24 protein-coding genes and 3 pseudogenes are annotated in these 25,544 nt (G+C 71.9%); 10 read left to right on the top strand and 17 right to left on the bottom strand.

The features are described 5' to 3' along the window. Positions 1-5 precede the first annotated feature (5 nt). Positions 6-527 carry a cupin domain-containing protein gene (locus tag EEJ42_RS06245; protein WP_123098970.1) on the bottom strand — a complete coding sequence of 174 codons (522 nt, stop codon included), beginning with the start codon at positions 525-527 and terminating at the stop codon, positions 6-8. A 63-nt stretch (positions 528-590) separates the two neighbouring features. Continuing rightward, a complete protein-coding gene (locus tag EEJ42_RS06240) occupies positions 591-1,991 on the bottom strand; it encodes a pyridoxal phosphate-dependent decarboxylase family protein (protein ID WP_123098969.1) in 1,401 nt (466 codons plus the stop codon). 92 nt (positions 1,992-2,083) lie between these two features. Here EEJ42_RS06240 and EEJ42_RS06235 point away from each other — a divergent pair, with 92 nt between their 5' ends. Then, positions 2,084-3,436, top strand: a complete 1,353-nt coding sequence (locus EEJ42_RS06235) for an aminotransferase-like domain-containing protein (protein ID WP_123098968.1) — start codon at positions 2,084-2,086, stop codon at positions 3,434-3,436. Between the two features lie 36 nt (positions 3,437-3,472). Here the strand turns inward: EEJ42_RS06235 and EEJ42_RS06230 are convergent. After that, positions 3,473-3,598, bottom strand: a pseudogene (locus EEJ42_RS06230) (VapC toxin family PIN domain ribonuclease); the annotation flags it as partial. A gap of 111 nt (positions 3,599-3,709) precedes the next feature. Then, a complete protein-coding gene (locus EEJ42_RS06225; protein WP_184502964.1) occupies positions 3,710-5,125 on the bottom strand; it encodes an MFS transporter in 1,416 nt (471 codons plus the stop codon). Positions 5,126-5,298: 173 nt separating this feature from the next. On the opposite strand from EEJ42_RS06225, the gene EEJ42_RS06220 reads away from it, so the two are divergent. The 4 genes and pseudogenes from EEJ42_RS06220 to EEJ42_RS06205 all read left to right on the top strand — a co-directional run bounded on the left by EEJ42_RS06220 (position 5,299) and on the right by EEJ42_RS06205 (position 7,994). Continuing rightward, positions 5,299-6,216: a helix-turn-helix transcriptional regulator gene (locus EEJ42_RS06220; RefSeq protein WP_123098966.1), complete on the top strand. Its 918-nt coding sequence runs from the start codon at positions 5,299-5,301 to the stop codon at positions 6,214-6,216. Between the two features lie 34 nt (positions 6,217-6,250). Continuing rightward, positions 6,251-6,412, top strand: a pseudogene (locus tag EEJ42_RS06215) (sporulation protein); the annotation flags it as partial. Positions 6,413-6,482: 70 nt separating this feature from the next. Beyond that, complete coding sequence (locus tag EEJ42_RS06210; protein ID WP_123098965.1) at positions 6,483-6,713, top strand: hypothetical protein; 231 nt, start codon at positions 6,483-6,485, stop codon at positions 6,711-6,713. 33 nt (positions 6,714-6,746) lie between these two features. After that, complete coding sequence (locus EEJ42_RS06205; protein ID WP_148081869.1) at positions 6,747-7,994, top strand: hypothetical protein; 1,248 nt, start codon at positions 6,747-6,749, stop codon at positions 7,992-7,994. Between the two features lie 5 nt (positions 7,995-7,999). Here EEJ42_RS06205 and EEJ42_RS06200 read toward each other — a convergent pair whose 3' ends face one another. Beyond that, the gene (locus EEJ42_RS06200; RefSeq protein ID WP_123098963.1) at positions 8,000-8,713 is read right to left on the bottom strand and encodes a DUF899 domain-containing protein; all 714 of its coding nucleotides are present in this window, start codon (positions 8,711-8,713) and stop codon (positions 8,000-8,002) included. A 400-nt stretch (positions 8,714-9,113) separates the two neighbouring features. Here EEJ42_RS06200 and EEJ42_RS06195 point away from each other — a divergent pair, with 400 nt between their 5' ends. Further along, entirely contained in the window at positions 9,114-11,288 is a 2,175-nt protein-coding gene (locus EEJ42_RS06195; protein ID WP_123098962.1) for a protein kinase domain-containing protein, read from the top strand. Here EEJ42_RS06195 and rpsR read toward each other — a convergent pair. The 4 genes from rpsR to rpmG all read right to left on the bottom strand — a co-directional run bounded on the left by rpsR (position 11,273) and on the right by rpmG (position 13,246). Then, a complete protein-coding gene (gene rpsR, locus EEJ42_RS06190) occupies positions 11,273-11,515 on the bottom strand; it encodes a 30S ribosomal protein S18 (protein ID WP_123098961.1) in 243 nt (80 codons plus the stop codon). The two genes, EEJ42_RS06195 and rpsR, sit on opposite strands and share 16 nt — an antisense overlap. A gap of 45 nt (positions 11,516-11,560) precedes the next feature. After that, complete coding sequence (locus EEJ42_RS06185; protein ID WP_123098960.1) at positions 11,561-12,748, bottom strand: GTP-binding protein; 1,188 nt, start codon at positions 12,746-12,748, stop codon at positions 11,561-11,563. A gap of 70 nt (positions 12,749-12,818) precedes the next feature. Continuing rightward, the gene (locus EEJ42_RS06180) at positions 12,819-13,076 is read right to left on the bottom strand and encodes a type B 50S ribosomal protein L31 (RefSeq protein WP_123098959.1); all 258 of its coding nucleotides are present in this window, start codon (positions 13,074-13,076) and stop codon (positions 12,819-12,821) included. A gap of 5 nt (positions 13,077-13,081) precedes the next feature. After that, positions 13,082-13,246, bottom strand: a complete 165-nt coding sequence (gene rpmG, locus EEJ42_RS06175) for a 50S ribosomal protein L33 (protein WP_009716346.1) — start codon at positions 13,244-13,246, stop codon at positions 13,082-13,084. Between the two features lie 174 nt (positions 13,247-13,420). Here rpmG and EEJ42_RS06170 point away from each other — a divergent pair, with 174 nt between their 5' ends. After that, the gene (locus EEJ42_RS06170) at positions 13,421-14,812 is read left to right on the top strand and encodes a DUF1996 domain-containing protein (RefSeq protein ID WP_246096142.1); all 1,392 of its coding nucleotides are present in this window, start codon (positions 13,421-13,423) and stop codon (positions 14,810-14,812) included. 66 nt (positions 14,813-14,878) lie between these two features. On the opposite strand, the gene EEJ42_RS06165 is transcribed toward EEJ42_RS06170, so the two are convergent. Together EEJ42_RS06165 and EEJ42_RS06160 are read right to left on the bottom strand one after the other, a co-directional pair. Then, complete coding sequence (locus EEJ42_RS06165) at positions 14,879-15,250, bottom strand: DUF6193 family natural product biosynthesis protein (RefSeq protein ID WP_123098957.1); 372 nt, start codon at positions 15,248-15,250, stop codon at positions 14,879-14,881. After that, positions 15,250-20,112 (bottom strand): DUF6531 domain-containing protein, encoded by a 4,863-nt coding sequence (locus EEJ42_RS06160; RefSeq protein WP_246096140.1) that lies wholly within the window; start codon positions 20,110-20,112, stop codon positions 15,250-15,252. Before EEJ42_RS06160 ends, EEJ42_RS06165 begins: the two co-directional genes overlap by 1 nt. A 123-nt stretch (positions 20,113-20,235) precedes the next feature. Here EEJ42_RS06160 and EEJ42_RS06155 point away from each other — a divergent pair, with 123 nt between their 5' ends. The 3 genes from EEJ42_RS06155 (at position 20,236) to EEJ42_RS06150 (ending at position 22,531) form a co-directional block, all read left to right on the top strand. Further along, a complete protein-coding gene (locus EEJ42_RS06155) occupies positions 20,236-21,762 on the top strand; it encodes a GMC family oxidoreductase (RefSeq protein ID WP_123098956.1) in 1,527 nt (508 codons plus the stop codon). 373 nt (positions 21,763-22,135) lie between these two features. Further along, positions 22,136-22,282, top strand: coding sequence for a hypothetical protein (locus tag EEJ42_RS50670; RefSeq protein ID WP_184502963.1), 147 nt, complete (start codon positions 22,136-22,138; stop codon positions 22,280-22,282). 21 nt (positions 22,283-22,303) lie between these two features. Next, positions 22,304-22,531: a hypothetical protein gene (locus EEJ42_RS06150; RefSeq protein ID WP_123098955.1), complete on the top strand. Its 228-nt coding sequence runs from the start codon at positions 22,304-22,306 to the stop codon at positions 22,529-22,531. A 96-nt stretch (positions 22,532-22,627) separates the two neighbouring features. Here the strand turns inward: EEJ42_RS06150 and EEJ42_RS06145 are convergent, their stop codons facing one another. The 6 genes and pseudogenes from EEJ42_RS06145 to EEJ42_RS06135 all read right to left on the bottom strand — a co-directional run bounded on the left by EEJ42_RS06145 (position 22,628) and on the right by EEJ42_RS06135 (position 25,432). Beyond that, entirely contained in the window at positions 22,628-23,686 is a 1,059-nt protein-coding gene (locus EEJ42_RS06145) for a toxin glutamine deamidase domain-containing protein (RefSeq protein ID WP_123098954.1), read from the bottom strand. Positions 23,687-23,697: 11 nt separating this feature from the next. Further along, positions 23,698-23,919, bottom strand: a pseudogene (locus EEJ42_RS54175) (putative T7SS-secreted protein); the annotation flags it as partial. Beyond that, a complete protein-coding gene (locus EEJ42_RS54170; RefSeq protein ID WP_342778251.1) occupies positions 23,897-24,238 on the bottom strand; it encodes a putative T7SS-secreted protein in 342 nt (113 codons plus the stop codon). The pseudogene EEJ42_RS54175 and the gene EEJ42_RS54170, both read right to left, overlap by 23 nt. Further along, positions 24,235-24,360 carry a hypothetical protein gene (locus EEJ42_RS53755; protein WP_281291405.1) on the bottom strand — a complete coding sequence of 42 codons (126 nt, stop codon included), beginning with the start codon at positions 24,358-24,360 and terminating at the stop codon, positions 24,235-24,237. Before EEJ42_RS53755 ends, EEJ42_RS54170 begins: the two co-directional genes overlap by 4 nt. Further along, positions 24,360-25,019, bottom strand: coding sequence for a hypothetical protein (locus tag EEJ42_RS06140; protein WP_246096138.1), 660 nt, complete (start codon positions 25,017-25,019; stop codon positions 24,360-24,362). Before EEJ42_RS06140 ends, EEJ42_RS53755 begins: the two co-directional genes overlap by 1 nt. Further along, on the bottom strand, positions 25,019-25,432 hold the full coding sequence (locus EEJ42_RS06135) for an SseB family protein (RefSeq protein ID WP_123098953.1): 414 nt from the start codon (positions 25,430-25,432) through the stop codon (positions 25,019-25,021). The genes EEJ42_RS06140 and EEJ42_RS06135 overlap by 1 nt, the downstream gene beginning before the upstream one ends. Positions 25,433-25,544 lie beyond the last annotated feature (112 nt).

The following is a 25,544-nucleotide window of genomic DNA, read 5'->3' as shown; positions in this document are numbered from 1 at the left end:
GCGGATCACGCGGAGCCTTCCAGGGCGGCACGCCAGACGGGGCTGTCGACATAGTGGTTGTCGAAACGGTCCGCGGACTCGGCGATCTCCTTCGGGTCGGCCTCGCCCCGCATGACCCGGCCGAGCAGACGCAGGTAGTCGAACCGGTCCATGCCCGGGGTGAACACGAACAGGACGTCCGCCTCGGCGCCGGGCGCCGCGGCGAAGGCGTGCGGCGTACGGGGCGGCACCGCCAGGAAGTCGCCCTCGTCGAGGGTGGTGACCTCCTCGCCCACCAGCACGCGCAGGGATCCGCTGATCACGAAGAACAGCTCCGACGCCTTGGTGTGGAAGTGGGCCGGTGCGCCCGCGGCTCCCTCGGCGAAGCCGGACCGGTAGCTCGTGAAGCCGCCGGGGGTCCCGTTCGACTCGCCGAGCAGGGTCATCACACTGCTCGGGTCGGCACAGGTCTCGGCGTCCGCGCGGCGGGTGAGCACCGCGTGAAGGGGCGTGGTGGTCGTGGGGCCGGTGGCCTTTTCCTTCGTCATGATGAGGACTCTACGGTCCGGAATGACCTGGCACCCGGGTCATTCCGGCACCGAAAACGTGGGTCAATTCCGGGCCTCCGGCGTGGCCTGTGCCGCTCGTAGCGACGCGGCGATGCGGTGCGTATCGGCTTCGGTGGTCCGCCAGTTGCTGAAGGCGGCGCGCAGGGCGGGGACGCCGTCGAGGACGGTGGGGGTGAGGAAGACCTCGTCGGCGAGTTGTCCGGTGAGGGCGGTGAGCCGGTCGGCGGTGGGGTTGTCGGCGAGGGTGAAGCAGACGACGTTCAGCCGGACCGGTGCCAGCAGCCGCAGGCCGGGCGTGCTGTCGATGGCGGCGCCCAGGGCCCGTGCGCAGCGGACGCACCGCTCGGTGATCTCGCGGTGGCCGTCCCGCCCGTAGGCCCGCAGGGTGAACCAGGCGGCGAGGGCGCGCAGGCGGTGGGAGTTCTCCGGGGTGAGGTGGGCCAGGTCGGGGGTGTCGCCGAGCGGGCCCAGGTAGGCGGCCGCGTTCTGGAAGACGGCCGTTTGCAGGTCGGGCCGCCGGGTGAACTGCACGGCGCTGTCGTAGGGAACGTTCAGCCACTTGTGCAGGTCGACGCAGATCGAGTCGGCCAGGTCGAGGCCGTCGACCAGGTGCGCGTGATCGGGTGACAGCGCGGCGAAGGCGCCGAAGGCGGCGTCCACGTGCAGCCAGAACCCGTAGTGCTCGCGCAGCGCGGCAATGGCGCGCAGGTCGTCGAAGTCGGCGGTGTTGACGGTGCCGGCGTTCGCGACCACGATGCACGGGCCGTCGGGCTCGGCCTCGCGCAGCGCCTGTTCCAGGGCATACACGTCGACGGCTTCTCGTCCCGGCAGGGTCGGCACGGGGAGGAGGGCCCGGCGTCCCAGGCCGAGCATCGACAGCGCCTTGGGCACGCTCGAATGCGCCGAACCCGACAGCACCTGCACCGCACCGAGTTCGGCCGCCCCGTGCTCCGCGGGTGAGATGCCCAGCTGCTCTCCGAGCCATTCGCGGGCGACGGCGAGGCCGACGGTGTTGGACATGGTGGCGCCGCTGACGAAGGTTCCGTGGTGCTGGTCGGACAGGCCGAACAGGCTCCGCAGCCAGGCGATCGTCTCGCGCTCCAGGCTCTGTCCCGCCCCGTCGAGGGACGAGAAGGCGTTCAGGTCCCAGGTCGCGGTCATCCAGTCGCCCGCCAGCGCGGCCGGTGTCGTCCCGCCGGTGACGAATCCGAGATAGCGCGGCCCGGCGCTCGCCGACAGCGCCGGCTCCCAGCAGGCGATGAACTCCTCCAGCGCCGCCCGCGCCCCCACCCCCTCCTCGGACAGGGGATCCGGTTCCGGCACCGGTGCCGCGGGGGCGACGTCCCGCTCGGCGACCTGCCCGAGCACCTCGGCGGCGTGCTGCCGGACGGACTCCAGCAGGAGCGGCAGCCCGTCGCGGTCGGCGGCGAGTCGTGGGTGCATGGCAGGTCTCCGTTCGTGTCGGGTGGCCACGACCGTAGGCAGCACGCCGGTCCGGCCGCCTGGTCCAATCATGAAAAACTGGACCAGTGCGCATGAGCGACGACCACCTGGTGCGGGCCCTGGGCCCCTGGCGGAACGCCCAGGCGCCCCTCGGCGCGGCGCTGGCCCGCGCGATACGGGAAGCACTGCTCGACGGCCGGATACGCGCCGGGAGCGAACTGCCCGCCGAACGCCGGCTCGCCGCCGCCCTCGGAGTGAGCCGTGGCACGGTGACCGCCGCCCTGGACCGGCTGCGCGCCGCCGGGTGGGTCCGCACCCGGCACGGCAGCGCCAGTACGGTGCGCCTTCCCCCGGCCGCCACGGAACGGATCGCTCCCCTCTCGGCGACCGGGGAGGCCGGGCCCCTGGTCGACCTGCGCCGGGCCGCCCCCGCCGCGCCGCAGGAGCTGTACCTGGAGGCGACCCGGCGGGCCACCGAGCGGGCAGGGCCCCTGCTGGCCGAGCACGGCGAACCGGGCCCGGGCATCCCGGAGCTGCGTACGGCGATCGCCGCGCGGTACAGCCGCGAAGGCGTCGCGACCCTGCCCGAGCAGATCCTCGTCACCAGCGGGGCGCGCGCCGCGCTGACCCTGCTCGCCGCGCATTTCGGGCCCCGTACGGCGGTGGTGGAGACCCCCACGTACGTCTACGCGCTCCAAGTGCTGCGCCATGCCGGGGCGAGGCTGGTGGGCTGCCGCGTCACCACCGACGGCTGGGACCTGGACCAGTTACGGGACGCCTTCGCCACCGCGCGCGGCCAGCTCGCCTACCTGATGCCCGACTTCCACAACCCGACGGGCGCGCTGATGCCCCCGCACACCCGCCGCGCCGTGGCCCAGCTCGCCGCCCGGCACCAGGTGACGCTCGTGGTGGACGAGACCCTGCGCGACCTCGACCTGCGCGACGAGCCGGATCCCATGCCCCGCATTCCCGGTGCGACGCTGATCGGCTCGACCAGCAAGTCCATCTGGGGCGGGCTGCGCATCGGCTGGATCCGGGCCCGTGCCTCGCTCATCCGGGAACTCCAGAACCACCCCTTGGCCGGGCCGCTGTCCGCGCCCCCGGTGCAGCAGCTCGTCGCCGTCGAACTGCTCGCCGACCTGGAGCCGGTGCTCGGACGACGTCGGCACGAGCTGCGGCAACAGCGCGACCACCTCGGCAACCTGCTGGCCGGTGACGGCCGTTGGCACTTCACGCTCCCACCCGGGGGACTCGTCCTGTGGCTGCGTCTGCGTACCGCCCTCGCCGACACCGTGGTCGAACGGGCGGGCAGGAACGGGGTCGCGCTCATGGCGGGCCCGCGCTTCGCGGTCGACGGCACGCTCACCCGCTGCCTGCGGGTGCCGTTCACTCCCCCGCGCCACGTACTCGACCAGATCGCGGGTGTTCTCGACGACGCCTGCTGAGGTGAGCGCCGCCCAGGGCTGCCCGACGGCCTTCGTTCAGAGCGGAAGGTCGTCGGGCAGGACGCGGAACGCCTTGTGGCGGCCGAGGGGACGTACGGCGCGGAAGTCCCGGCGGTCCAGGGTGAGGATCGCGTCGGTGTCGTAATCGGCTGCCAGGGCGACCAACAGGCCGGAGGTGCCGACGATGACGGTGATCACGTAGCGGTTCCGGAATCGCTTTCGGATCATGTACCACATTGGTGTATGTGCGTCGGCCGCGGCCATCGGCGCCGGTCAGCGGGCGTCGCGGCGGGCGGGTTCGAGCAGGCAGGTGGCCACGATGCTCGCGGCCACGACCGCGGCGGCGATCAGGAGGCCGGTGTGCAGGCCGGTGACGAACCGGGACCGGTCGGCGACCAGCGCGCCGAAGACGGCGACGGCCAGGGCCCCGCCGAGCTGGCGGGCGGCGTTCAGCACACCGCTGGCGACCCCGGCGCGTTCGGCGGGCACGGTCTCCAGCAGCAGCGCCGTCAGCGGGGTGATCGCCATCGCACCACCGGCTCCGACGGGGACCATCAGCGGCACCGTCAGCCAGACCGGCGCATCGGCGGGCAGGGTCACCATCGCGGCCAGACCCGTGGCGATCAGCAGCTGGCCGGTGATCACCGGCATGCGGGCGCCGAAGCGCGCCGCCAGCCGGGCGGCGACCGGACCAACGAAGGACGTGAGCACGCTCATCGGCAGGAACGCGACACCGGTGGCGAGCGCGCTCAGCCCGTGCACCTGCTGGAGATACAGCCCGAGCAGGAAGATCATGCCGTAGAAGCCGACGTTCAGCGCGAACCCGATGGCGGCCGCGAGGGACATGACGCGGGAGCGCAGCAGGGGCAGCGGCGTCATCGGGTGCCGCCCGCGGGCCTGCGCGACGACGTAGACGACGGACGACACGACCGCCACGGCGAGGGCGGCCAGGACCCGCGGGGCGCCGAACCCGACGGCCCCGGCCTCGATGGCCGCGTACGTCAGCCCGCCCATGGCGGCGACGGCGGCGGCCTGACCGGCCAGGTCGAACGGCACCGCCTGCCGCGGGGAGGGGTGGGCGTACCGGAGGAGCAGCAGGGCCACCGCGCCGACGGGCAGGTTGACGAAGAAGACCATCCGCCAGTCGAGCACCGTGAGCAGCCCACCGGCCACGGGACCGGCGGCCGCGCCGACCGCGCCGCTCACGGCCCACAGGGCGATGGCCCGCGCGCGCTCGGCCGGGTCCGCGAAGGTCTCCCGCAGCAGGGCGAGCGACGACGGCAGGACCATCGCGGCCCCGACGCCCTGCACCAGCCGTGCCGCCACCAGAACGCCCAGACCCGGCGCCAGCCCGCACACCAGGGAGGCCGCGACGAACAGGGCGAGACCGCCCGCGAACGCCTGCCGGGCCCCGACCCGGTCGCTGATCGCGCCCGCGGACAGCAGGAACGCGGCGAAGGTGAGGGTGTACCCGTCGACCACCCATTGCAGCCCGGTCATCGCGCTGCCGAACCCGCGCCCGATCGAGGGCAGGGCGACGTTCACGATCATGGCGTCGACCATGATCGTGAAGAAGCCGAGCAGGACGGCGGCCATGGCCGGGCGCCCGCCGGGCCGGCTCCGCGGCGGCGGACCGGCAGGGACGGCGGCGACGGCCTGCGGTGGGGTGGACGGGACGGACGTGGGCACGGAACGATCTCCTGCGTGAGCGAGCGGGTGGGCCGGGTGCTGACGGACATCGAGCCTCCCGCCGATCCGGCCCCGGTGGCAGGCCGGGCCGTACCGGGGAGCGGCGCTCGGGGGTAACGACAGGGCCCCCCACGCGCCCGCCACGCAGGTCGGCGCGGTGTGACACTGGCGCCATGGCATCCGAGCAGAGCACCAGCGGCGGCAGTGGCGGTGGCATGGAGCTGGGCCAGTTCCTGCGCGCCCGCCGCACCCAGACCCGCCCCGACCAGGTCGGCCTCACGGTGGGCACCGGCGTGCGCCGTACGCCCGGCCTGCGCCGCGAGGAGCTGGCCACGCTCGCCGGGATGAGCATCGACTACTACGTCCGCCTGGAGCGCGGCAAGGAGACCCGCCCCAGCCCCTCCGTGCTCGACGCCCTCGCCCGTGCCCTGCGCCTCGACGACGCCGAGCACCAGCACCTGCGCGACCTCGCCGCCCGGGCCGCCCGGTACGCCCCCGAGCCGCCGCCCCCGCCCAGCCGGACCGTGCGCCCGCACCTGAAGATCGTCCTGGGGACGCTACGGCCGAGCCCGGCGTACGTCATCAGCCGCAGCATGGACCTGCTCGCCTGGAACCCCGGCGGCCTCGCCCTGTACGCGGGCGTCGCCGACTGGCCCGTCAAACAGCGCAACCTCGCCCGCTACCTCTTCCTCCACCCCACCGCCCGCACCCTCTTCCCCGACTGGGAGGAGCAGGTCCGCGGCTGCGTCGCCCGGCTGCGCGCCCTGGCCGGCACCGCCCCCGACGCCCCGGACCTCACCCAGCTCGTGGGCGAACTCCTGCTCAAGAGCCCCGACTTCGCCCAACTGTGGGAGCGCTACGACGTCGTCGGCCGCAAGCGCATCCAGAAGACCTTCCACCACCCCCAGGTCGGCATCCTCACCCTCAGCGGCCAGAGCATGCAGCTCGAAGGCACCCCCGGCCAGCGCCTCGGCGTCTACACCGCCGACCCCGGCACCCCCGACCACGACGCGATGCTCCTGCTCGACCTGACCGCACCCCCGGAGGCAAAGGGCACGAAGAGCACCGAGCAACAGCGCACCCAATCCTGACCGAGCGCGCCCGGTGGGGCGCGGCCACCACGTCGAGATCGCGTCCCTCACCCTGGACCTCGTCGCGCGGGTCGAGGCCGAGCACGGCGACGAGGAGCGCGAAGGGGACGTCGTCTTCGACCACTTCACGGTCGGCGGCGGGTTCCGGCTCGCCGAGGGCGAGCACCGGAGCCTGCCGTTCACCATCCACCTCCCGTGCTGCGGCAGGCGCTGAACACCCCGGAGATCCGCGCGGCCGTGATCACGGCGGTGACGACGCGTGCGGAGTGGCCTGGCTGCTCAGCACCGCCGCCCGCCACCGCACTCCGGCCCCCGGCCCGCTCAGTGGCACCCCGGGCGCGGCCGAGGCCCGCGAGGCATGGCGGCGCGCCCTGCTCGAACGCGGCGCCCTGCCGTATCTGCGCGCCCAGTTGCGCCAGGCCGGGCCGCATCACACCGGGCCGTATCAGACACAGAGCAAAGAGGGTGATTCACCGAAGAATCCCATACAACCGTAGTCATCAGCCGACGCAGCGAGGCACCATGTGCTCATGCACGGTAACGCAGCGTCCTCGTTGGCCCCTCCGCCGCCTTTCCCCAAGCGACGGAACGCTGTTCTCAGGCTGTACGACGCACCCCTCTACCGTGACGGCGCGTTCTGGAACACCGTCGTCTGGGTCCTGATCTCCGGCATCTCCATCCCGACGGCGCAGCCGACCGAACCGAGCAAGCTGCCCCCGTGGTTGGACAACCTGCTCGCCATCATCGCCATGGTCGTCATCTTCGGCGTCGTGCCCGCCTGGATCCGCCTGCTCATCAGGCGCCGGCGGTGGCGCAAGCGCCTTCAGCAGCCCCGGCCGGAGGTTCCCCCGGCACCGCTCCACGCGGCGCCCGTGGCACCGGCGTTACGCGTATCGGCCCCGCACCGCGCCGACCACGCCACGCCTCCCTCCGCTCCCTCCGCGTTGCCGGCCGACGCGCGGAACACCTTCCCCCACCCCATCGCCCGCGCCCTCCGCTCGCTGCACCAGGCCCCCACGGACAAGGACAGGTACGAGGCGTTGCTCGACGCCGCCGAGATCCTCGCCATCACCCTCAGCGTCACCGTGGCAGCGCTGCTCCAAGAGGCGGGGCAGCGCAACCTCTCCCTGCTCCGCAGGGCCTATTTCGGCAAAGGCGCCATGTTCGGCACGTGGACGACATGGCTCAAGGAACTCCAGCCCCTCGCTGCCGCCCAACCCGATCTGGTCGCCGGGCTCCACCTCGCGCTCGGGGACGGGCCCGACGACCCGGGCATCGTCACCCACCTCAACGCCTTGCGGGAAGAACGCAACCGGGCCGCCCACGGCAACAAGCCCAAGAGCCAGCCCGAGTCCGCCCTGCGCGTGGCCGAGGGCACGCATCACCTCGAACGCGCCCTGGCCAAGGCAGAGTTCCTGAAGGCCACTCCCTGGCTGTTCACGGTCTCGTGCGTCTACCATCCGCGGTCACGGGATTTCGAGGTCGTCGCGCAGGACGCGACGGGCGACCACCCGGACTTCGAGCGCCGGACGTTCACGTGGGAGCACCCCGTCGGCATCGACATGTTCTATGTCCATGGCCCGGAAGGGCCCGTCCCGCTCTCACCCTTCGTGGCCGACCTCTTCTGCCCGCAGTGCCGGCAGATGGAGGTCTCCTACGCCTACAAGGCCAGCAAGGGCAACAGGGTCGCGACGTTCAAGAGTTTCGGGCGGGGCCACGACATCGCCGCCCCGCACATGGTGGACGACCTGCTCTCCCTCCCCGACCAGCGCGGCTGATCCGTTCAGCGCGGGCCGCGGCGGGTCTGGTCGAGCCATTCCTGGGCCGGTTCGGTGTCGCCGTAGGAGTCGTGCCAGTTCCACCATTCGTACGGCGGGGTCTGGGGGTAGCCCTCGGGGGAGTCCTCCCAGGTTTCCTGCCGTCCGAGGGCGGTCATGTCGAGGTAGCTCCAGGTGCTGCCGAGCGCCTCGTCGCCGCGGGCGTTGATGAAGTAGGTGCGGAACACGCGGTCGCCGTCGCGGATGAAGGCGTTCGTGCCGTGCCACTCGTCCACGTCGAAGTCGGCGTCGAAGTCGTCGGTGATCGTGTACCAGGGCATCGTCCAGCCCATGTGCGCCTTCAGGGCCTCGATGTTCTGCTGCGGCGCGCGCGAGGCGAAGACCAGGGTGGTGTCGCGGACGTTCAGATGGGTGAGGTCGCCGACGTGGTCGGCCACCATGGAGCAGCCGCGGCAGGCGTGGTCGGGCCAGCCGAAGACGCCCGGTTCGTAGAAGGCGCGGTAGACGATCAGCTGACGGCGCCCCTTGAACAGGTCGAGCAGGCTGACCTTGCCCTCGGGCCCTTCGAACGCGTACTCCTTCTCCACCGCCACCCACGGCATGCGGCGGCGCTTGGCGGCCAGGGCGTCATGGGCGTGGGTCAGCTGCTTCTCCTCCACCAGCAGCTCCTGGCGCGCGTCCTCCCACTCCTGCGGCGAAACGATCGGGGGTGTCCTCATGGCGATGCGCCCCTTCCTGTCCGGCGGTCCGCGCCCCCCTTCATCCAGGGTCGAACGCCGGGGGCGCGGGCGCACGCCGAGCGACAAGCCCCAGGCCAGAGGCCCGGGGCTCGCTCGTTGCGCGGCTGCGCCTCCTTGCCGCTGCCGACGGGGTCGACCTACCGCTCGCATCCGTGCCGCCGCTCGCGCCGATCCCGCGGCGCGGCGAGGGCGTCGTCGTACCGGCCGCGCCCGTCGCGATTCCGGCGCCGACCACCGTGCCGGCCAGAGTGATCCACTCCATGGGCCCGACGGTATACGGCGGTGGCGCGCCCGGGGCCGGGTGTGCCGGGGTTGGAGGGCGGGCGCCCTAATGTAGGGGGCTGGTACGGCGGTTGGGGTAGGGGAAAGGGGATCGGCGATGCCGCTCAGCACCGATGATCCGGCGTCCATAGGCGGCTACGCCCTGCTCGACCGGCTCGGTTCGGGCGGTATGGGGGTCGTCTACCTGGGACGGTCGGCCTCGGGGCGGCAGGTCGCGGTCAAGCTCGTGCACGCGCAGTACGCGCAGGACGAGGAGTTCCGGACCCGCTTCCGGCAGGAGATCACGGCGGCGCGCAAGGTCAGCGGGGCGTTCACCGCTCCGGTGGTGGACGCCGATCCGGAGGCCGAGCGGCCGTGGATGGCCACGCAGTACGTGCCGGGGCGCACCCTCGCCGATGTGGTGCGGGACGGCGGGCCGCTGGGCGGGCGGGAGGTGCGGACGCTGGGGCTGGGGCTCGTCGAGGCGCTGCGGGACATCCACCGGGCCGGGGTGGTGCACCGGGATCTGAAACCGGCCAACATCCTGATGGCCGAGGACGGGCCCCGCGTCATCGACTTCGGCATCTCGCGGGCCGCCGACAACCAGACGCTCACCCTCACCGCCGGGCGGGTGCTCGGTACGCCGCGCTTCATGTCGCCGGAGCAGCTGCGCAATCCGCGGGAGGTCACCGCGGCCTCGGACGTGTTCTCGCTGGGGGCGCTGGTGGTGTACGCGGCCACCGGCATCGGGCCGTTCGACGCGGAGAGCCCGTACCTGTCGGGGTACCAGGTGATGTACGAGCCGCCGACGCTGGACGGCGTGCCGGACCCCCTCCGCAAGCTCGCCAAGCGGTGCCTGGACAAGGACGCGGCCGCGCGGCCGGGCCTGGACGAGGTGCACCGCATGCTCGACGCGCTGCCGGACTTCGCCGCCGCCGCTCCCCCGGAGGATGCCCCCACGCGGGCGGAGTTCCCGCCTGCGCGGACGGAAGGGGCAGGCCGGAGGCGCCGTAAGCGGCTGCTCCTCGTCGGCGTCGGCGCCCTGGCCGTCGGCGGGCTGGTCGCGGGCGTGACCTACGGCCTGGGCGACGAACCGCCGCCGTACCGCCCCGCCGCGTCCGCCACCGCCGACGGCCAGGCCCCGGTGTCCCTGCCCGACGGCTGGCGTCCATGGCGGACGACGCTGCGGTACGAAGGCCCGCTGCCCCCGCTCGTGTACCAGGACGCCGCGTGCGTACCGGACCGCGGCACCGACCTGTACTGCGGCGGCCAGGGCTTCACCGTCGCCAAGGTCGACGCCGCCACCGGAAAGGTCCGGTGGCGCAGCGGCACCAGGCCGCAGGACGCGCGCCCCATCGGAGTACGGGACGAAACCGTCTACACCTACTCCGAGCCCGAGAACGAGGAGCGCCGGGTGGTGGCCCTGGACACCGGCACCAGGAAGCAGCGGTGGTCACACACGATCAGCGGATCGGCGTCGGCGCGCCTGTTCCGCGGCGGGCTGCTGACGCTGTCGGCCGACGGCCGCCGGCTCGTCGCCTACGGGGCGTCGGGGCGGCAGCTGTGGCAGTCGCCCGCGAAGGAGGGGCAGTTCTGCGAACCGGTGACGCCGGTTCCGTCCGGCGTCCCGTACGTCCTGTGCTCGCCCCTCACGTCGTCCGGGCTGAGCGCCGAGGGCCCGTACAGCCTGCTGCGGCTGGACCCCTCCGACGGTGCGCAGCGCACCCTCGCGACCCTCCCCCGGAAGGCGCTGCACCTCGGCTCCGTCGACGGCGCGCCCCTCTTCCTCGCGCCGCAGACCGCGAAGGAGGTGTACGACGCCGGGTACGAGCGCCCGTACGACGCCCTGGTCCGGGTGGACCCGCGCACCGGCGACACCCGGCGGATCCCGCTGCGGCACCCCCTGCGCGGCTCGGCCACCCTCCTGAACGGGGTCGTCTACGCCGTCCGGACCAACGGGACGGTCACCGCGGTGTCGGCGCGCAGCGGCAAGCAGCTGTGGCAGCGGGAGACGGAGACGGAGAGCCTGTCCGCGCCCGTGGAGTCGAAGCGGCACGGCAGGCTCTACTTCGCCAACCGCTTCGGCCGTCTGCTGGCGCTCGACAGCAGGACCGGGACGGAGGCGTGGCGCACCTCCGCGCTGAGCGACCCCGGGGACACGGCGCAGGATCGGCCACCGTCCGTGCTGCTCGTCAAGGACGCGATCGTGGCGATGGCCGGGGACACGGTGTTCTCCGTACGCCCGGACCGGCCGAAGGTCCCCGACGAGGGGTCCGCTCAGCGGGAGCCGTAGGGGATGAGGGCCATTTCGCGGGCGTTCTTGATGGCTCGGGCGATCTGCCGCTGCTGCTGTCGCGTCACATGGGTCACCCGGCGGCTGCGGATCTTGCCGCGGTCGGAGATGAACTTCCGCAGCAGGTCGGTGTCCTTGTAGTCGACGTAGGTGATGCCCGCGGCGTCCAGCGGGTTGGCGCGGCGGCGCCGGGGGTCGGGGCGCCGGGCGGTGCGGCGGGAGGGCATGGGGAGTCGGTCCTTTCCGTAGAGATCCGTGCGGATTCAGGGGCTTCAGGCGACCGGGTCGAGGAGGTCGTCGAAGGCGTGCGGCAGGTGCTTCCAGCCGTCCGGGCCCGCCGCGTACTCGTCGTCGGTGAGCAGGCAGGAGTCGAGCAGGGCCAGCAGGCCGTCGCGGTCGAGCCCCGGGGACGTGAAGGTGAGGTGCTGGCAGCGGTCGCCGTGTTCCGGGTGCCAGTCCAGGGAGGCCGCGACGCGGCGTTCGGCGGGGACCATCTCCCAGGCGGCGTCCGGGAGGGCGGCCAGCCAGGGCCCGGCGGACTCCACGCAGAGCGCGCCACCCGCGGCGTCCCACGCGAGGAGGGAGTCGGGCCGGTCGGCCAGCCAGAAGCGGCCCCGGCTGCGGGCCGCGGCGCAGGTCAGATCCTCCAGCGCGGCGTAGAGACGGCCGGGGTGGAAGGGGCGCCTCCGCCGCCAGACGAGGGTGGACACGCCGTGTTCGTCGGCGTCCTGGGGCAGCAGGGCGCACGCCGGGTACTGACGGGCGGCCGCCGCCCCGATGTCGAAGCCCCGCAGCAGGGCGGCCCCGAGCGCGCCGCCGCCGTCATCGCCGCCGTCACCGAGCCGCACCTGCCGGGCGCCGGGGGTGAGCTGGGTGAGCAGGGCGTGGTCGGCGTCGTCGGCGGGCTCGTCCGGTGCGCTGTTCTCGGCGACGGCGATCAGCGTCGGGTACTCCAGCTGCCGGGCGAAGGTGTCCGCCACGGTGCGCTGGTCGGTCGGGGCGGCGGCGAGCCCGGCGTCGGCCAGGTCGTCGCCGTTGGCGAGGTACGGCACGATCAGCGCCGGGTCGACCGCGGTGGCCACCCCGGTCAGCGCCAGGGGCGCGCCCTCGGCGGCGATGACCGCGGCCATGGCCTGCGGTTCGACGGAATCCCACAGCTCGACCACGGCCAGCCGGTGGCCGCCGCCCGCGGCCAGCCGCAGCAGCTCGGGGACCAGGTCCTCGCGCAGGGCGCAGCACGCGCAGTCGTTCACCAGCGGCGCCTCGCCGCTGCCGAGCGGGCCGGTGGCGTCCCGTACGGTGCGGTGCACCGCGCGGTCGGTCGCGGCCGACAGGTCGTGGTGCAGGGCGACGGCGCCGGGCACCGTGCGGAGGATCTCCTCGACGGCGGCGCGGCGGGCGTCGGCGTGCAGCCCGGCCACGACCGCGACGGCCAGCCGGGCCTCGCCCCCGCCGCTCACCTGGCCCTCCGTCCGGGCNCGTGCAGCCCGGCCACGACCGCGACGGCCAGCCGGGCCTCGCCCCCGCCGCTCACCTGGCCCTCCGTCCGGGCCCGTAGCGCCGCTCGAAGCGCTCCACGCGGCCCGCGGTGTCCATGATCCGCTGGGTGCCGGTGTAGAAGGGGTGGCTCGCCGAGGAGACCTCGACGTCGATGACCGGGTAGGTGCGGCCGTCCTCCCACTCGACGGTCGTGTCGCTGGTGGCCGTGGAGCGGGTCAGGAAGGCGAAACCGGCGGCGCGGTCGCGGAAGACGACCGGCTCGTACGCGGGGTGGATGCCGGGCTTCATGGCGGTCAGCGCTCCTCTCGGAAGTCGACGTGGCGGCCCACGACCGGGTCGTACTTGCGCAGGACCATCCGGTCGGGGTCGTTTCGGCGGTTCTTGCGGGTCACGTAGGTGTAGCCGGTGCCGGCGGTGGACCTCAGCTTGATGATCGGGCGTAGTTCGTTCCGGGCCATGGCGCACAGCGTACACGCAATTGGTTTTCATTTTCATCTACGGGTTCCGGGGGATCGCCGAGGGTCCCCGAGGGGCCGCTTCCCGCCATACCTTCATCCGCTACGGCCGCCGATGAGCGGAACCGCCCTGGTTTTCGTATCGCGGTATGACAACTACCAATGAGGGGCGTAGTGATGAGGTACAAGAAGAGACACAAGCGGTCACGCGTGCTCGTCGTGTCCGTCGTCGGCGTCGCGGCCCTGGCGGTCGGCGGCGGCGCGCTGCTGATGACCGACAACAACGCCTCGGCCGCCCGGCAGACCCCCAACCGGACCGAGGCCGCCCGACAATCCTCGATGACCATCCAGTGCCCCGACGTCGCCACCCGGCTGTCGAACGTGCCGCAGAAGGCACGGCCCTCCGTGGACAAGGAACTGGCGAAGCTGGACACCCAGGTCGCCGACGCCTACAAGCAGCTCTCCGCGCAGGGCACCAAGGCCGGCGACCAGGAGTGGGTGCGTACGCGTGTCCTGGAGCCGCTGTCGTCCCAGCGCCGCAGTGCCCTGAGCCGCATCTCCACCACGATGGGCAAGGGCTCGCAGCAGGCGTCCGGACTGGACTCGATGGCCTCCTGCACGGTCAAGCAGGGCGAGGTCAACGCCGCACCGGCGGCCGCTCCGGCGGCGGCGGGCGGGGCCCAGGCCTCCGGGCCCCAGAAGGCCGACTTCGTCGACATCCGGAAGGTGCAGCCCAACGTCAAGAACCCCCGCAAGCAGGCGAACGCCTCCAAGGGCACCTTCTCCTCGCGCTGCGGGCGCAACGAGAACAAGAAGTTCAACTCCGACAACGTCATCGTCGCCCCCGGCGTGAGCAACGGCGCCCACCACATGCACGACTACGTGGGCAACCAGAAGAACGACGCCTTCGCCACCGACCAGGTCCTCGCCAGCGCGACCACCTCCTGCACCAACGGCGACCGCTCCACCCACTACTGGCCCGTGCTGCGCCTGCGCGACGGCAAGAACGAGAAGGACGCGGGCGCCCCGGGCGGCGGCACCGAGGGCAACATCGGCACCATCCTCCAGCCCACCTCCGTCCAGCTCACCTTCCGCGGCAGCGCGGTCGGCAAGGTCACGGCGATGCCGAAGTTCCTGCGCATCATCACCGGTGACGCCAAGGCCTTCACCAACGGCACGGCCAACGCCAACGCCTCCTGGAGCTGCACCGGCTTCGAGAACCGCCAGCTCAAGGACAAGTACCCGCTGTGCCCCAAGGGCAGCAACGTGGTGCGCACGTTCAAGTTCCAGAGCTGCTGGGACGGCCGCAACGCCGACAGCGCCAACCACCGCACCCACGTGGCCTTCGCCGGTGCCAACGGCGCCTGCGGCAAGGGCTTCAAGGCCATCCCGGCCCTGACCCAGCGCATCACCTACAAGATCGCGCCGAACAAGGTCTTCGCGGTGGACAGCTTCCCCGAGCAGCTGCACAAGCCGGTCACGGACCACGGGGACTTCATCAACGTGATGTCCAACTCGCTGATGAAGCAGGCCGTGAAGTGCATCAACAGCGGCCGTAAGTGCGGCTGACGCACCCCCGCGCCGCCGGACCGGCCCGGCAGGATGGCTGCCCCCATCCTGCCGGGCCTCTGCGTCTCACAGGTCGTCGGCGGTCCCGTCGATGGCGGGGCCCGTTCCCGGCGGGAGGTTCTCTACGACCAGGGTGAATGCCTCGTCCAGTGTCGCTGTCTCACCGAGCTCGGCCCCGTCCGACAGCCGGATCACCGTGTATCCCCCAGCGACGAGGCGGAACACCGTGGGGACGTCCCTCGAGTAGGGGAATCGCGTGCACCGGCTCAGATACAGCGTGCCGTGGCTGACCGCAGGATAGAGCTGCCGCAGTTCAGAGTGAGCGTAGGCGCTGCGCGGCACCTGCGGGTCAATGATTCCGGCGTCCCGGGACAGCACGCCCTGCCACTCGAGCGCGACTATTTCCGCGGCGCCGGAAGCGGATTCGTTCTGCGCCATCAGCCAGTTTTGCCCTTCTTCTGGTGGTAGTGCGGATCGATCTCCAAGATATCCGGCTTGGGGATATGGACCCGCTCATTGTTCGAGTACCAATGAATGTCCTCCCAGGGCCTGCCGTCCGGAGGGTCGCCGTACTTCACGGCGATCTCATGGTCACGTACGGCCTTCGCCAGGGAGCTCATCTCCCACGCGGTTCCGTTACCGGGGTCCGGCCACTTATGCGGGCTGCCCAGACTGAAGTTGTCGCCGTGGGCGACGGCTACCTGAAATGCCTCGACGATGGACTCGGGCGTGTTCCACAGGCCCTTGTCGCCTGCCCGGTTGGGCATTCCGTCGAGCGTTACGGACAGCGTGGTGTTCCGGTCGCCGATCGCCGCCAGGACGTTGGTCATCCATACCGGCCCGCCCGGTTCGACGCCCGCGTAGTCGTCGCCGTTGTAAGTGTGTGCTCCCGGGTCGCCGTTCTTCCGCAGGTGCTCGGCGAGACTTTCCGAGTGTCCGCCGGGTCTGTTGACCCCCAGCACCACGCTGTGGCGCTGTTCGCCGTTGGAGCGGTGCGGGCAGCCCGCCAGGCCCAGGGGGTCTACCCACAGCAGCGGGTTGTCGACGTAGGTGTACGGGTTGGGGGCGGGGGTGAGGCCCAGGGGGTCGGGGGTGAGGTAGCGGGCGGCGTCGGGGTCGTAGTGGCGGTGGCGGTTGTAGTGGAGGCCCGACTCGGGGTCGAAGTACTGGCCGGGGAAGCGGAGCGGGGTGTAGCCGGTGGCGGTGCGGTTCCAGGAGGTGGTGCCCCAGAGGGTGGCGCGGGTGTGCCAGGCGACCTCGCCCCGCTCGTCGATGAGTTCGCGCGGGGTGCCGACCAGGTCGGTGACGATGGTGAAGAAGCGGCGGTCGATCTCGTGCTGGGTGAGGTCCACCTTGCGCTCGGTCTGGGCCACCGGGGTGAGGCCGTCGTGGTCCCAGGTCAGGACGGTGGTCTCGGGGGTGCCCGCGGCGTGGGTGGACTGTTCGCAGAGGGTGTCGCCGTCCCAGGTGAAGTCGACCCGTTCGGCGACCGTGGTGCCGTCGTCGGCGAGGCGGAGCTTGGCGGTGCGGCGGCCCAGCGGGTCGTAGAGGTAGCGCCAGCGGGTGCCGTCGGGGGTGGTGACGGAGGTGAGGCGGTCCTCGGCGTCCCAGGCGTAGCGCCAGGTGTCGGGCTTGTGGGAGAGGCGGCGCTTCTGGCGGAGGGTGACCCGGCCCTGGGCGTCGTGTTCGTAGCGGATGCCGCCCGCGCGGGTGATGCGGGTGCCGGTGTACTCGCGGGGTCCGGCGGCGCCGCCGTCGCGGGGCCAGACGGCTTCGGTCTGGTTGCCCGCCTCGTCGTAGGCGTAAGCCTCGCTCCAGTTGTCGGCGGTGACGGCGGTGACCCGGCCCTCCCGGGTCAGCTCCAGCAGGCGGTGCCCGCGGAGGTGGTCGTCGACGGCGGTGAGGTGGCCGCCGGGGCGGTAGGTGTAGGCGCGGTGCTGCACGGTGGCGTCGCCGGGGCCGCGGACGAGCTGGTCGGTGAGGCGGCCGAGGGCGTCGTAGCCGTGGTCGATGGTGAGGGTGTCGTCGATGCGGCGGGTGGTTTCGCGGCCCATCGCGTCGAACTCGAAGACCACCCGGTGTCCGGAGGTGTCGAGCAGGGCGCGCCGGTCGGCCGGGTAGGTCCAGGTGGCGACGGCCCCGGTGGGGGTGGTGCGGCGGACGCGGCGGCCGGAGGCGTCGTAGGCGTGGGTGAGTGCGCGGCCGTTGCAGGTCTCGCGCAGGATGCGGCCCGCGTCGTCGCGCACGTACGACAGGTCGGCGTCGGGGCCGGTGGCGCGCGAGAGGCGGCCGAGGGCGTCGTAGGTGAAGTGGGTGAGGGCGCCGTCGGCGTCCTTGGTGACCACGCGGCCCGCGGCGTCGCGTGCGTAGCGGATGGTCTGGCCGAGGCCGTTGGTGCGGGTGGCGAGGCGGCCGAGGGCGTCGTGGGTGTAGGCGAGCGTACGGCCGTCGAAGTCGGTCTCGGCGGTGAGGTGCCCGGCCGGGTCGTAGGTGTAACTCCACGTCAGCCCCTGCGGATTGGTGACCCGGGAGATCCGCAGCTCGGTGTCGTGGGTGAAGGCGTGGCGGGCTCCGTCGGGGGTGGTGCGGGCGGCGAGCAGGTCGAAGTGGGTGTACTCGAAGCGGGTTTCGCCGCCCGTGGCGTCCCGGTGGAGCAGGCAGTTGCCCTCGCCGTCGTAACGCCACGACTGCGTCGAACCGTCCGGGTCGGTGCGCCGGGCGAGCTTGCCCTCGACGGTCCACTCGAGCTCGGTGGTGCCGCCGTCCGGGCCGGTGATGCGGATCGGGCGGCCGAAGGCGTCGCGGGTGTAGCGGGTGACGGTGCCCATGGGGCCGCGGACGGCCAGCGGGAGGCCCGCCGGGTCACAGCGCAGCCGGTCCAGCGCGCCGAGGGCGTCGTCGACGCCGGTGAGGTGGCCGCGCGCGTCGTGGGTGAGCCGGGTCGTGGTGCCGTCGGGGCGGGTGAAGGCGGTGGGGTTGCCGCGGTCGTCGTACTCCTGGCGCCACGTGGCGCCGTCCGGGCCGGTGACGGAGGTGATCTGGTGCAGGTCGTTGTAGGTGACGGTGGCCGTGGTGCCGTCGGGGTGCGCGACGGCGGTGAGGTCGCCGCCGTCGTCGTAGGTGTAGGTGGTGGTGCGGCCGAGCGGATCGGTGCGGGAGAGCAGCCGGTCGTAGCGGTCCCAGGTCTGGTGCGTGGTACGGCCGAGGGGGTCGGTCTCGGCGACCACCTGGAGGTGGCGGTTGAGGTAGTGGACGGTCGTCGCGCCCGTGGAGTCGGTGTAGCGGGTGATCGGATCGCCGGTCTCCGGGTGGGTGTCGTACGCGAAGACGGACGACAGGCAGCCGTCCGGGCCGATGGTTCGCACGACCCGGCCGTCGGCGTCGTACACGTACCGGAAGGTGGAGCCGTTCCGGTCGGTCCATGAGGTGATGCGGGCGTCCGGGTCGTAGGTGAAGCGCAGGGGCAGCCCGGAGGAGTTGATGACCTCGGTGAGGTTGCCGGGGGCGTCGTAGCCGTAGCGCAGCACGGTGACCGGGCCGTCGGGGGTGCGCAGGGCCAGTTCGCGGATGCGGGCGTCGGCGGTGGTGAGGGTGGCCAGATAGCCGCCGGAGTGGGCGACGGAGGTCGGGGTGCCGTCGGGGCGGCGCGCGAAGGTGATGCGGTGCTGGTTGCGGTCCTCGATCTCGGTGAGCCAGTGGGCGGACGACGCGTGGTACGGGCTGCCGGTGAAGGAGCGGGTCACCCCGGTGTGCGGGTCGGTGACGAGGTACGTGGTGGCGGAGTTGTCCTCGCCGCCGTAGGTGAGGGCCAGCCGCGGGCCCTCCTCGGGGTACACGGGCTCGGGGTCCTCGGGGCGCGGCAGCCGCGGGTAGACGAGGACCGAGCCGTCCTCGCGGGCCCAGAGGGCGCCGCCGCCGACGCGGTCGAGTTCGATGCGCTCGTCGAGGGTGGAGGCCCAGCTGCGGCCGAACCAGTGGCCGTGGCGGTACTCGGACAGATGCGTGCGACGGAGCACGAGGGGGAGGGCGCCGGGGAGGGTCAGGTCCGTTTCCGGGAGCAGCATCTCGCCGGTGGCGACGTCGATCGGATCGTTCTTGCAGACCGTCTTGTCGAGGGAGACGCCGTTGCGGCGCGGTGCGTCCTTGGCGTCGCGGAGCGCGTCCGGCTTGGCGCGGGACGATGTCCCGCCGCCGTCCTCGGCGCCGCCCTTGCGGCCGCCTCCGGCGTCGCCGCCCAGGTCGCCGCCGTCCTTCTTCCTGTGGTCCCGGGCGAACGTGGAGCGGATGTCCAGGTCGGTGTTCCGGTGGTCGGTGGAAACCTGCTTGACGGCCTTCGGCAGCTTGGTGGTGACGTGGTCGCCCATGGTCTTCAGCGCCTTCTCCAGGGCGTCGATGGCCTTGTCGGCGACCGGGTCGATGGCCTGGGCGATGCTGTCGCGGCCGCGGGTGCGGCTGTGGTGCGACTTCGCGGTGGAGAGTCTGCCCGCCGTCTTGGTGTGGAAGTTGACGCTCAGGCCGCTGAGCTGGGTCGAGGCGTGGTCGTGCTCGCTGTGCTCGATGTGGAAGCCCTTGCCCGCCGCGCCCCGGCCTCCCCCGCCGCCGGAGCCGCCGCCCGGGCCGTCCGCCGAGGCCAGCTGCATGGCGTCCTTCGCGCCCTGCACCCCGTCCTTGAAGCCGTCCTTGCCCGCCTGCTGGGCCTGGCCGAGATCCACCCCGTCCTGCAACCCCAGTGCACTGGCGCCCAGTTGCACCACCAGGTCGGCGGCCAGGTTCTCCAGGGCGGCGACGGCGGGTTCGGTCAGCGCGGCGACGATGTAGCCGACCGCCTCCTCCATGCACTCCTTGATCAGCCGCCGGACCGCCTCCTGCGTCGCCCGTATCGCCCCCGCGCCCAGCAGCGCCGACAGACCACCGGTGACCGGGATCAGCGACAGCGCGATGCCCGCCTCGCTCGCCAGATAGCCGAGCTGGACGACGGCGGCGCCCTTCATCCCCTCGATCGCCGTCGCGGCGGTGTCCAGCGCCCCGGCGATGGTGCGCGCCGCGGAGGCGATGTCCTTGAGGTGGGTGCCCTTGACCTTGCCCCAGTGGAGGTTGAGGGCGTCCATCGCCTCGCCGTACCCCGACGACAGCAGCCGCTCCACGTGTCCGTTGGCGAGCTGCCCGTCGTCCTCCAGGTCATCGGCGAATCCGCGTAAGGAATCCGCCATGTCCCGGTAGGCGTCCTCGTCCACGTTCGGCCAGGACACCCCGATGAGATCCAGCAGAGTGTCGGCCCAGTCCGGCACCGTGACGGCCACGTTCCCCATCCCCCCGTATATGCGCGCATTGCCTCTATGCCCGTACGAACAGAGTTTCCCATCAAACTCCCTGGTCACCTAGGGTTTTGATGAATCGACAGCAAACTGAGGGGGCATGCCACCATGGCGTTGACGCCAGGTGCCGAGCACGACTACGTGATCGTCGGGGCGGGTTCTTCCGGGAGCGTGGTCGCGCGGCGGTTGCTGGATCGGGGGCATTCGGTCCATGTCATCGAGGCGGGGCCGGCCGATGAGGACGAGCGGGTGCACAGCCCGCAGGGGTGGCCGGACCTGCTCCAGTCCGAGCTGGACTGGGCGGCCATGACGGAGCCGCAGCGGCACGCCAACGACCGGCGGCTGTACTGGCCGCGGGGCAAGGTGCTGGGCGGCAGCAGTTCGCTGAACGGGATGATCTACGTACGGGGGCACCGCAGCGACTACGACGCGTGGGCCTACCAGGGCTGTACCGGATGGGACTGGGACAGTGTGTTCCCGCTGTTCAAGCGGTCCGAGGGCCACATGGACGGGGCGAGCGAGTGGCACGGCGGCGACGGGCCGCTGCCGGTCAGCCGGATCGCCGAACCGCACCCCACGGCCGCCGCGTTCGTCGACGCCGCGGTGGCGCTGGGGCATCCGCTGACCGACGACTTCAACGGTGAGCGGATGACCGGGGTCGGCTTCAACCACACCACCACCCGCGACGGGCGGCGCATGAGCGCCTGGCAGAGCTTCATGGCGCCCGTCCTGGACCATCCGAAGCTGACCGTCACCACCGGGGCCCGGGTGCACCGGGTGTTGCTGGAGGACGGCCGCGCGACCGGGGTGGAGTACGCGGCGGACGGTGCCCTCCACCGGGCCCGCGCCGCCTCCGAGGTGGTGCTGAGCGGCGGGGTGATCGGGTCGGCCGCGCTGCTGCTGCTCTCCGGGATCGGCCCGGCCGCGCATCTGCGCGAGGTCGGCGTCGAGGTGGCCGTGGACCTGCCCGGGGTCGGCGAGAACCTGCACGACCACCCGCTGGTCAGCAACGTGTACGAGGCGACGCGCCCGCTGCCGCCCGGTACGGCGAACCTGCTGGAGAGCCAGCTGTTCGCGAGCACCGACCCGCGCCGCCCGGGCCCCGACCTCCAGCCGCTCTTCCTTCACCTGGTCTATCCGGCCGAGTCGTACGAGATGCCGGAGCACGGCTACACCCTCGCCGCCGGGATCGTCCGCCCGCTGTCGCGCGGCACCCTGCGGCTGGCCTCGGCCGACCCCGAGGCGGCGCCGCTGCTGGACCCGAACATCCTGGCCGAGCGGTACGACATGGAGGCCATGGTCGACGCGGTCGAGATCTGCCGCGAGATCGGCGCCCACGCCGCGTTCGACGACTGGCGCAAGGCCGAGGCCGCCCCGGGCCCGGAGGCCCGTACCCGGGAGGACCTGCGGGAGTTCGTGCGGCGCGCGGTCGGCACGTACCACCACCAAGTGGGCACCTGCAAGATGGGGCAGGACTCCCTCGCCGTCGTCGACCCGGAGCTGCGGGTGTACGGCGTGGCGGGGCTGCGGGTCGCGGACGCCTCGATCATGCCGTCGATCTCGTCGGGCAACACCAACGCCCCGTCGATCATGATCGGTGAGAAGGCCGCCGACCTGCTTGCCGCCGCCGGGTGAGCGTGTGCCGGAAGCCCGGGGGATGCCCGAGCTTCCGGCGTGTGGGCGGTGGGAGTTCGGGCACGGCGCATACGCACAGGTCATGGGCATGTTGGACGTTTTACATCGCCCAAGTGTGTGATATTTACCTTCAGTTCGACTCGTAGCCCCGCCCAAGTGAAAGGCAGTCATTCCCTCATGCGTCACCCCATCGCTCCGGCTGCCGCGCGATGACGTTCGGCGGGCGCATCCAGCGGGGCCCGATGGCCGAGGACTCCTTCCAGGCCCAGTTCACCCGGATCTACAGCGGGCTGTTCCGCGACCCGCGGCTGTCGTTCAAGGCCAAGGGCGTCTCGGGCTCCTGTCGACCCACCGCGACGGGCCGGACGGCCTGGTGCTGTACCTGGACCCCGGCTGGGACGCCCCCGACGCGCCGCGGGACACCGCACAGGACGCGACGCCGGATCCGGAGCGGACGGCGGTGGCCGACCGGGGCGTGGCCGTGCTGAACGACATCGCGCGGGAATGCGGGCCGGAATAACAGCTGGAGGGAAGGGCGCTGGTGGCGCAGGGCCGGATCGTGGGCGCGATGCTCGAACTCGGCTGGACACCCGCGCAGATCCGCCGCACCGTCGCACGCAGCCGCGCAGGACACGGCCGCCCAGGAGGCGGGACCCGTTCGTCGGACCCCGCCGTCCTGAACGGCACGTCGTCGTCCCGCACCCCGGCGAGGCGTCACCCCTGGGGTGCGCCCGCCGTCAGGGCCTGGCTGGTGACCAACTCCCGGTAGAGCGGGGACCGTTCCATCAGATCGGGAGTTCGCACGACGCGCGACAAGGCCCCGGACCCATCGGTCCGGGGCCTTTCGTCAGCGGTGACAGGGATGTCAGCGGTAGCGGATGAGGTGCAGGCTCCAGGCCGCGAGGGCGTTCAGGTCGGTCACCGGGTGCTCCGAACCATCGATGATCGCGCTTCCGGACCCCGTGCGCAGCGCGGTGAGGACCAGTCCCACGGTCTCCCGCCCCTTGGCGTCGATACGGCGTACCCAGATGAGCGCGCGTGCCCCGACGGGCATGGCGGACAGCTCGGTGAGCAGCGAGTCCCACCCGAGGTGTTCGGACGCGGAGATCGGTCGGCCCAGCTCCCTCAGCGTGGCGGGAAGCCAGGCCGCCGGTCCGGGGCGGGGCGGTGGGGGCGGCTGGAGGGCGCCCTCGCTGTCCCCCTCGGCCCGGTTCCAGGCATCGAACCACTCCCACGGTGAGGAGTTGGGCAGCCCGAAGGGCTCGGCAGCGGACTTGGGGACCACGAGCGCCGCGTCGCCTTTCGGCCGGTCGTGCAGCCCCAGCTCGTGCGGTGGGATGTGGTCTCCTGCCTGCTTCGGTGCCGCCGACACTTCGTGCCCGTCGAGCCTGCGGTCGACCGCCACCACATTGTGCGAGCAATTGTTTGTGTATCCGGGATGACCGGTGTTGTTGACATCCTTCAGCCAAGGGTACTGGTCGTCGATGAATGCCTTTGCCTCGTGTGGCTGCACCGAACCGGCGTGAATCTCCCTTTCCGGGGACTCCGGCGTGGCCCTCGCGAGGTGACTCCAGTCCTTGGGCGGCGGTGGTTTCGGCATCGGCGGTTTCGGCACGGCCCTCGCCGCTTTTCCGGCGGTCAACGCCGACTTCGCGGCGCCGAGGCCGCGCGTGCCCAGCAATTCGGGAGCCAGGCGGCCGAAGCCCTCCGCCGGATCCTGTTTGAAGCCGTTCCACGCGTTCTTGACCGTGCCCACCGGGTCGTTGGCCATGCGGACCACACCGGCCGCCGTATTGTTCAGACCGGTGCGGTACTCGGCCGGGTGGGTGAGGTTGTACGGGTCGGTCGGGTTCAGACTGCGACCGAAGTTGAGCACTCCGGCGCTGCCCTTGATGACGCCGCCCGCGAAATGGGAAGCGTCCAACTGGAGCCCCATCAGCCCGTCGTCGACCTGTTCACCGAGGAAGGCTTCGCCGGGGCCAGGTCACGGGCGCCCTCGATCACCTTCTTCACCGTCGTCTGCGACTCATTGCGCTGACGACGCGCCTCCGCCAGTATCTCCTCGGCCTCCTTGATCGAGGCCGCGCCGGGGTCGGTGGCGCCGGGTTTGTCCGGCAGGCTCTCCGGGTCGCGTTCATCCTCGGACTGGGCGTTGTAGAACGAGACGGCGGTGTTGTAGGCGTCGACCTTCTTCCGATGGGCGTCGGACGCCTTCTTGCCCCTCCCGGAAGGCGTCGGCCGTCCTGCCCTTCAGATGATGCGAGTCCAGGCCCTTCAGCCCCCCCCCCGCGACCTTCTCGAACGCCTTCATGAAGTCGGTCAGATGGTTCGCCGCGCCGCGCAGCTTGTCCGGATTGCCGCGGATCAGCTTCTTCTCGTCCTCGGTCTGGTCCAGCTGTAGTTCGTCGACATCGGCACCGAGCGCGTTCGCCGCCTGGTCACCCTTGTCCCGGACGTAGTCGGCGGCCGTGTTCAGGCCGCGTCATCGAGCCGGTCGGCGCCCCAGTCCGTCGTCGCGTCGATGGCCCCGCCGACGTCCTCGACCCGGTCCCCGGCCCAGTCCTCGACCGAGTCGGGAACGAAATCCCCGAGACCCATCAGCCCTCACCCTGCCCGGCCGAGGACTGCCGCGCCCGCTCCTCCGGCGAGGGGCCGAAGGCCCGGTCGACCCCCCGGTCGAACTCCTCGTCGTCCACCCCGGCGACGGTCCTGAACAGATCGGCCTGCATACCGCCCCGGCCCTCGGTCACCAGCGACCGCCCGGTGTCCTTCCAGGTCTGTGCCGCCTCGCCACCGGCCTGCTGGAAAGACGCGGCGCTGTAGTCGGGGGCGTCCGGCATGGCGATGTCACCGTACCCCTGCTTGACGACCTCGTCCTCCGTCGCATGGGGGTTGCCGACCAGGGAGTTGAGGCCGATCTTGAAGGTCCCCTCCCAGTACTTGTCCTCCTCGTACATCATTCCGGCCGCCAGACCCAGCCGCTCCGCCAGTGCGTTGGCGTCCTGCACCAGCGCGCGCACGCCCCACTCCCAGCGGTCGCAGAAGCCCTCGAAGGCGTCGGCGACGCTGCTGCCGCCGGCATCGGCCTTCGACAGGGCCATGTCCTCGAAACCACTGCCCTGGAGCGCACCGGTCTCGTCCCCGACGTCCTTCAACTCACCGATAGCGGCACGCAGCCCCTTGGTGATCTTGTCCAGGGAGTCCTTGTCGAATTTGAGGTCCGCCATACCGGTGGCCTCCGAGAAGGGGTCGCCCATCAGTGAAACCCGTCCATTCCATGTCCCCCGTTCCGACCGCCGTCCGGAGCGACCTCATCCGGCACGATGCCCTTCATGGGCGGAAACATCATCGAGACGTTCTCGTCGGCCACATCCATCGCCACCCCCGCCGGGCCGTCCATCTGCGGGACCACCACATCCAGGAGTCGGGCCCCCAGCACCGCCAGGTACTCCCACGCCTCATCGGGCGCCGCGCCGCGCACGAGCGCGAAACGCGCGAGCGCGTCCTGATCCGTAAAGGCGTACAGCCACCGGATTCCGCCGTACTCGGCCGACATGAATTGCCCCTCGGACACCGGCACCAGTACCGCCGTACGCCTGAACTCCCCGATCATCGCCATCGGATCGCCGTCACCGGCGCGCACCGCCGCGATATGCGCGGCTAGTTCCACTATGTCCCCTCGGCATTCCTTGTCTCATGCCTCTGTCGCACCAGGCTGGCGAGGTCAGGAATAGGTGCCGTGTACGGCTTCTTGACCGCCGCCCCGGGCCGCTGTGGAAAGC

Source organism: Streptomyces botrytidirepellens, assembly GCF_003721215.1.
In the GTDB taxonomy this organism is placed as follows: domain Bacteria; phylum Actinomycetota; class Actinomycetes; order Streptomycetales; family Streptomycetaceae; genus Streptomyces; species Streptomyces himastatinicus.
Note: the sequence above shows the minus strand (reverse complement) of the source record. Positions and strands in the feature narration are given on the sequence as shown.

Excerpts from the sequence above, each read along its gene's own strand:
- EEJ42_RS06245 (WP_123098970.1), bottom strand. The coding sequence starts at position 527 with ATGACGAAGGAAAAGGCCACCGGCCCCACGACCACCACGCCCCTTCAC.
- EEJ42_RS06240 (WP_123098969.1), bottom strand. The coding sequence starts at position 1,991 with ATGCACCCACGACTCGCCGCCGACCGCGACGGGCTGCCGCTCCTGCTG.
- EEJ42_RS06235 (WP_123098968.1), top strand. The coding sequence starts at position 2,084 with ATGAGCGACGACCACCTGGTGCGGGCCCTGGGCCCCTGGCGGAACGCC.
- EEJ42_RS06220 (WP_123098966.1), top strand. The coding sequence starts at position 5,299 with ATGGCATCCGAGCAGAGCACCAGCGGCGGCAGTGGCGGTGGCATGGAG.
- EEJ42_RS06205 (WP_148081869.1), top strand. The coding sequence starts at position 6,747 with ATGCACGGTAACGCAGCGTCCTCGTTGGCCCCTCCGCCGCCTTTCCCC.
- EEJ42_RS06200 (WP_123098963.1), bottom strand. The coding sequence starts at position 8,713 with ATGAGGACACCCCCGATCGTTTCGCCGCAGGAGTGGGAGGACGCGCGC.
- EEJ42_RS06195 (WP_123098962.1), top strand. The coding sequence starts at position 9,114 with ATGCCGCTCAGCACCGATGATCCGGCGTCCATAGGCGGCTACGCCCTG.
- rpsR (WP_123098961.1), bottom strand. The coding sequence starts at position 11,515 with ATGCCCTCCCGCCGCACCGCCCGGCGCCCCGACCCCCGGCGCCGCCGC.
- EEJ42_RS06180 (WP_123098959.1), bottom strand. The coding sequence starts at position 13,076 with ATGAAGCCCGGCATCCACCCCGCGTACGAGCCGGTCGTCTTCCGCGAC.
- rpmG (WP_009716346.1), bottom strand. The coding sequence starts at position 13,246 with ATGGCCCGGAACGAACTACGCCCGATCATCAAGCTGAGGTCCACCGCC.
- EEJ42_RS06170 (WP_246096142.1), top strand. The coding sequence starts at position 13,421 with ATGAGGTACAAGAAGAGACACAAGCGGTCACGCGTGCTCGTCGTGTCC.
- EEJ42_RS06165 (WP_123098957.1), bottom strand. The coding sequence starts at position 15,250 with ATGGCGCAGAACGAATCCGCTTCCGGCGCCGCGGAAATAGTCGCGCTC.
- EEJ42_RS06155 (WP_123098956.1), top strand. The coding sequence starts at position 20,236 with ATGGCGTTGACGCCAGGTGCCGAGCACGACTACGTGATCGTCGGGGCG.
- EEJ42_RS53755 (WP_281291405.1), bottom strand. The coding sequence starts at position 24,360 with ATGGGTCTCGGGGATTTCGTTCCCGACTCGGTCGAGGACTGGGCCGGG.
- EEJ42_RS06140 (WP_246096138.1), bottom strand. The coding sequence starts at position 25,019 with ATGGGCGACCCCTTCTCGGAGGCCACCGGTATGGCGGACCTCAAATTC.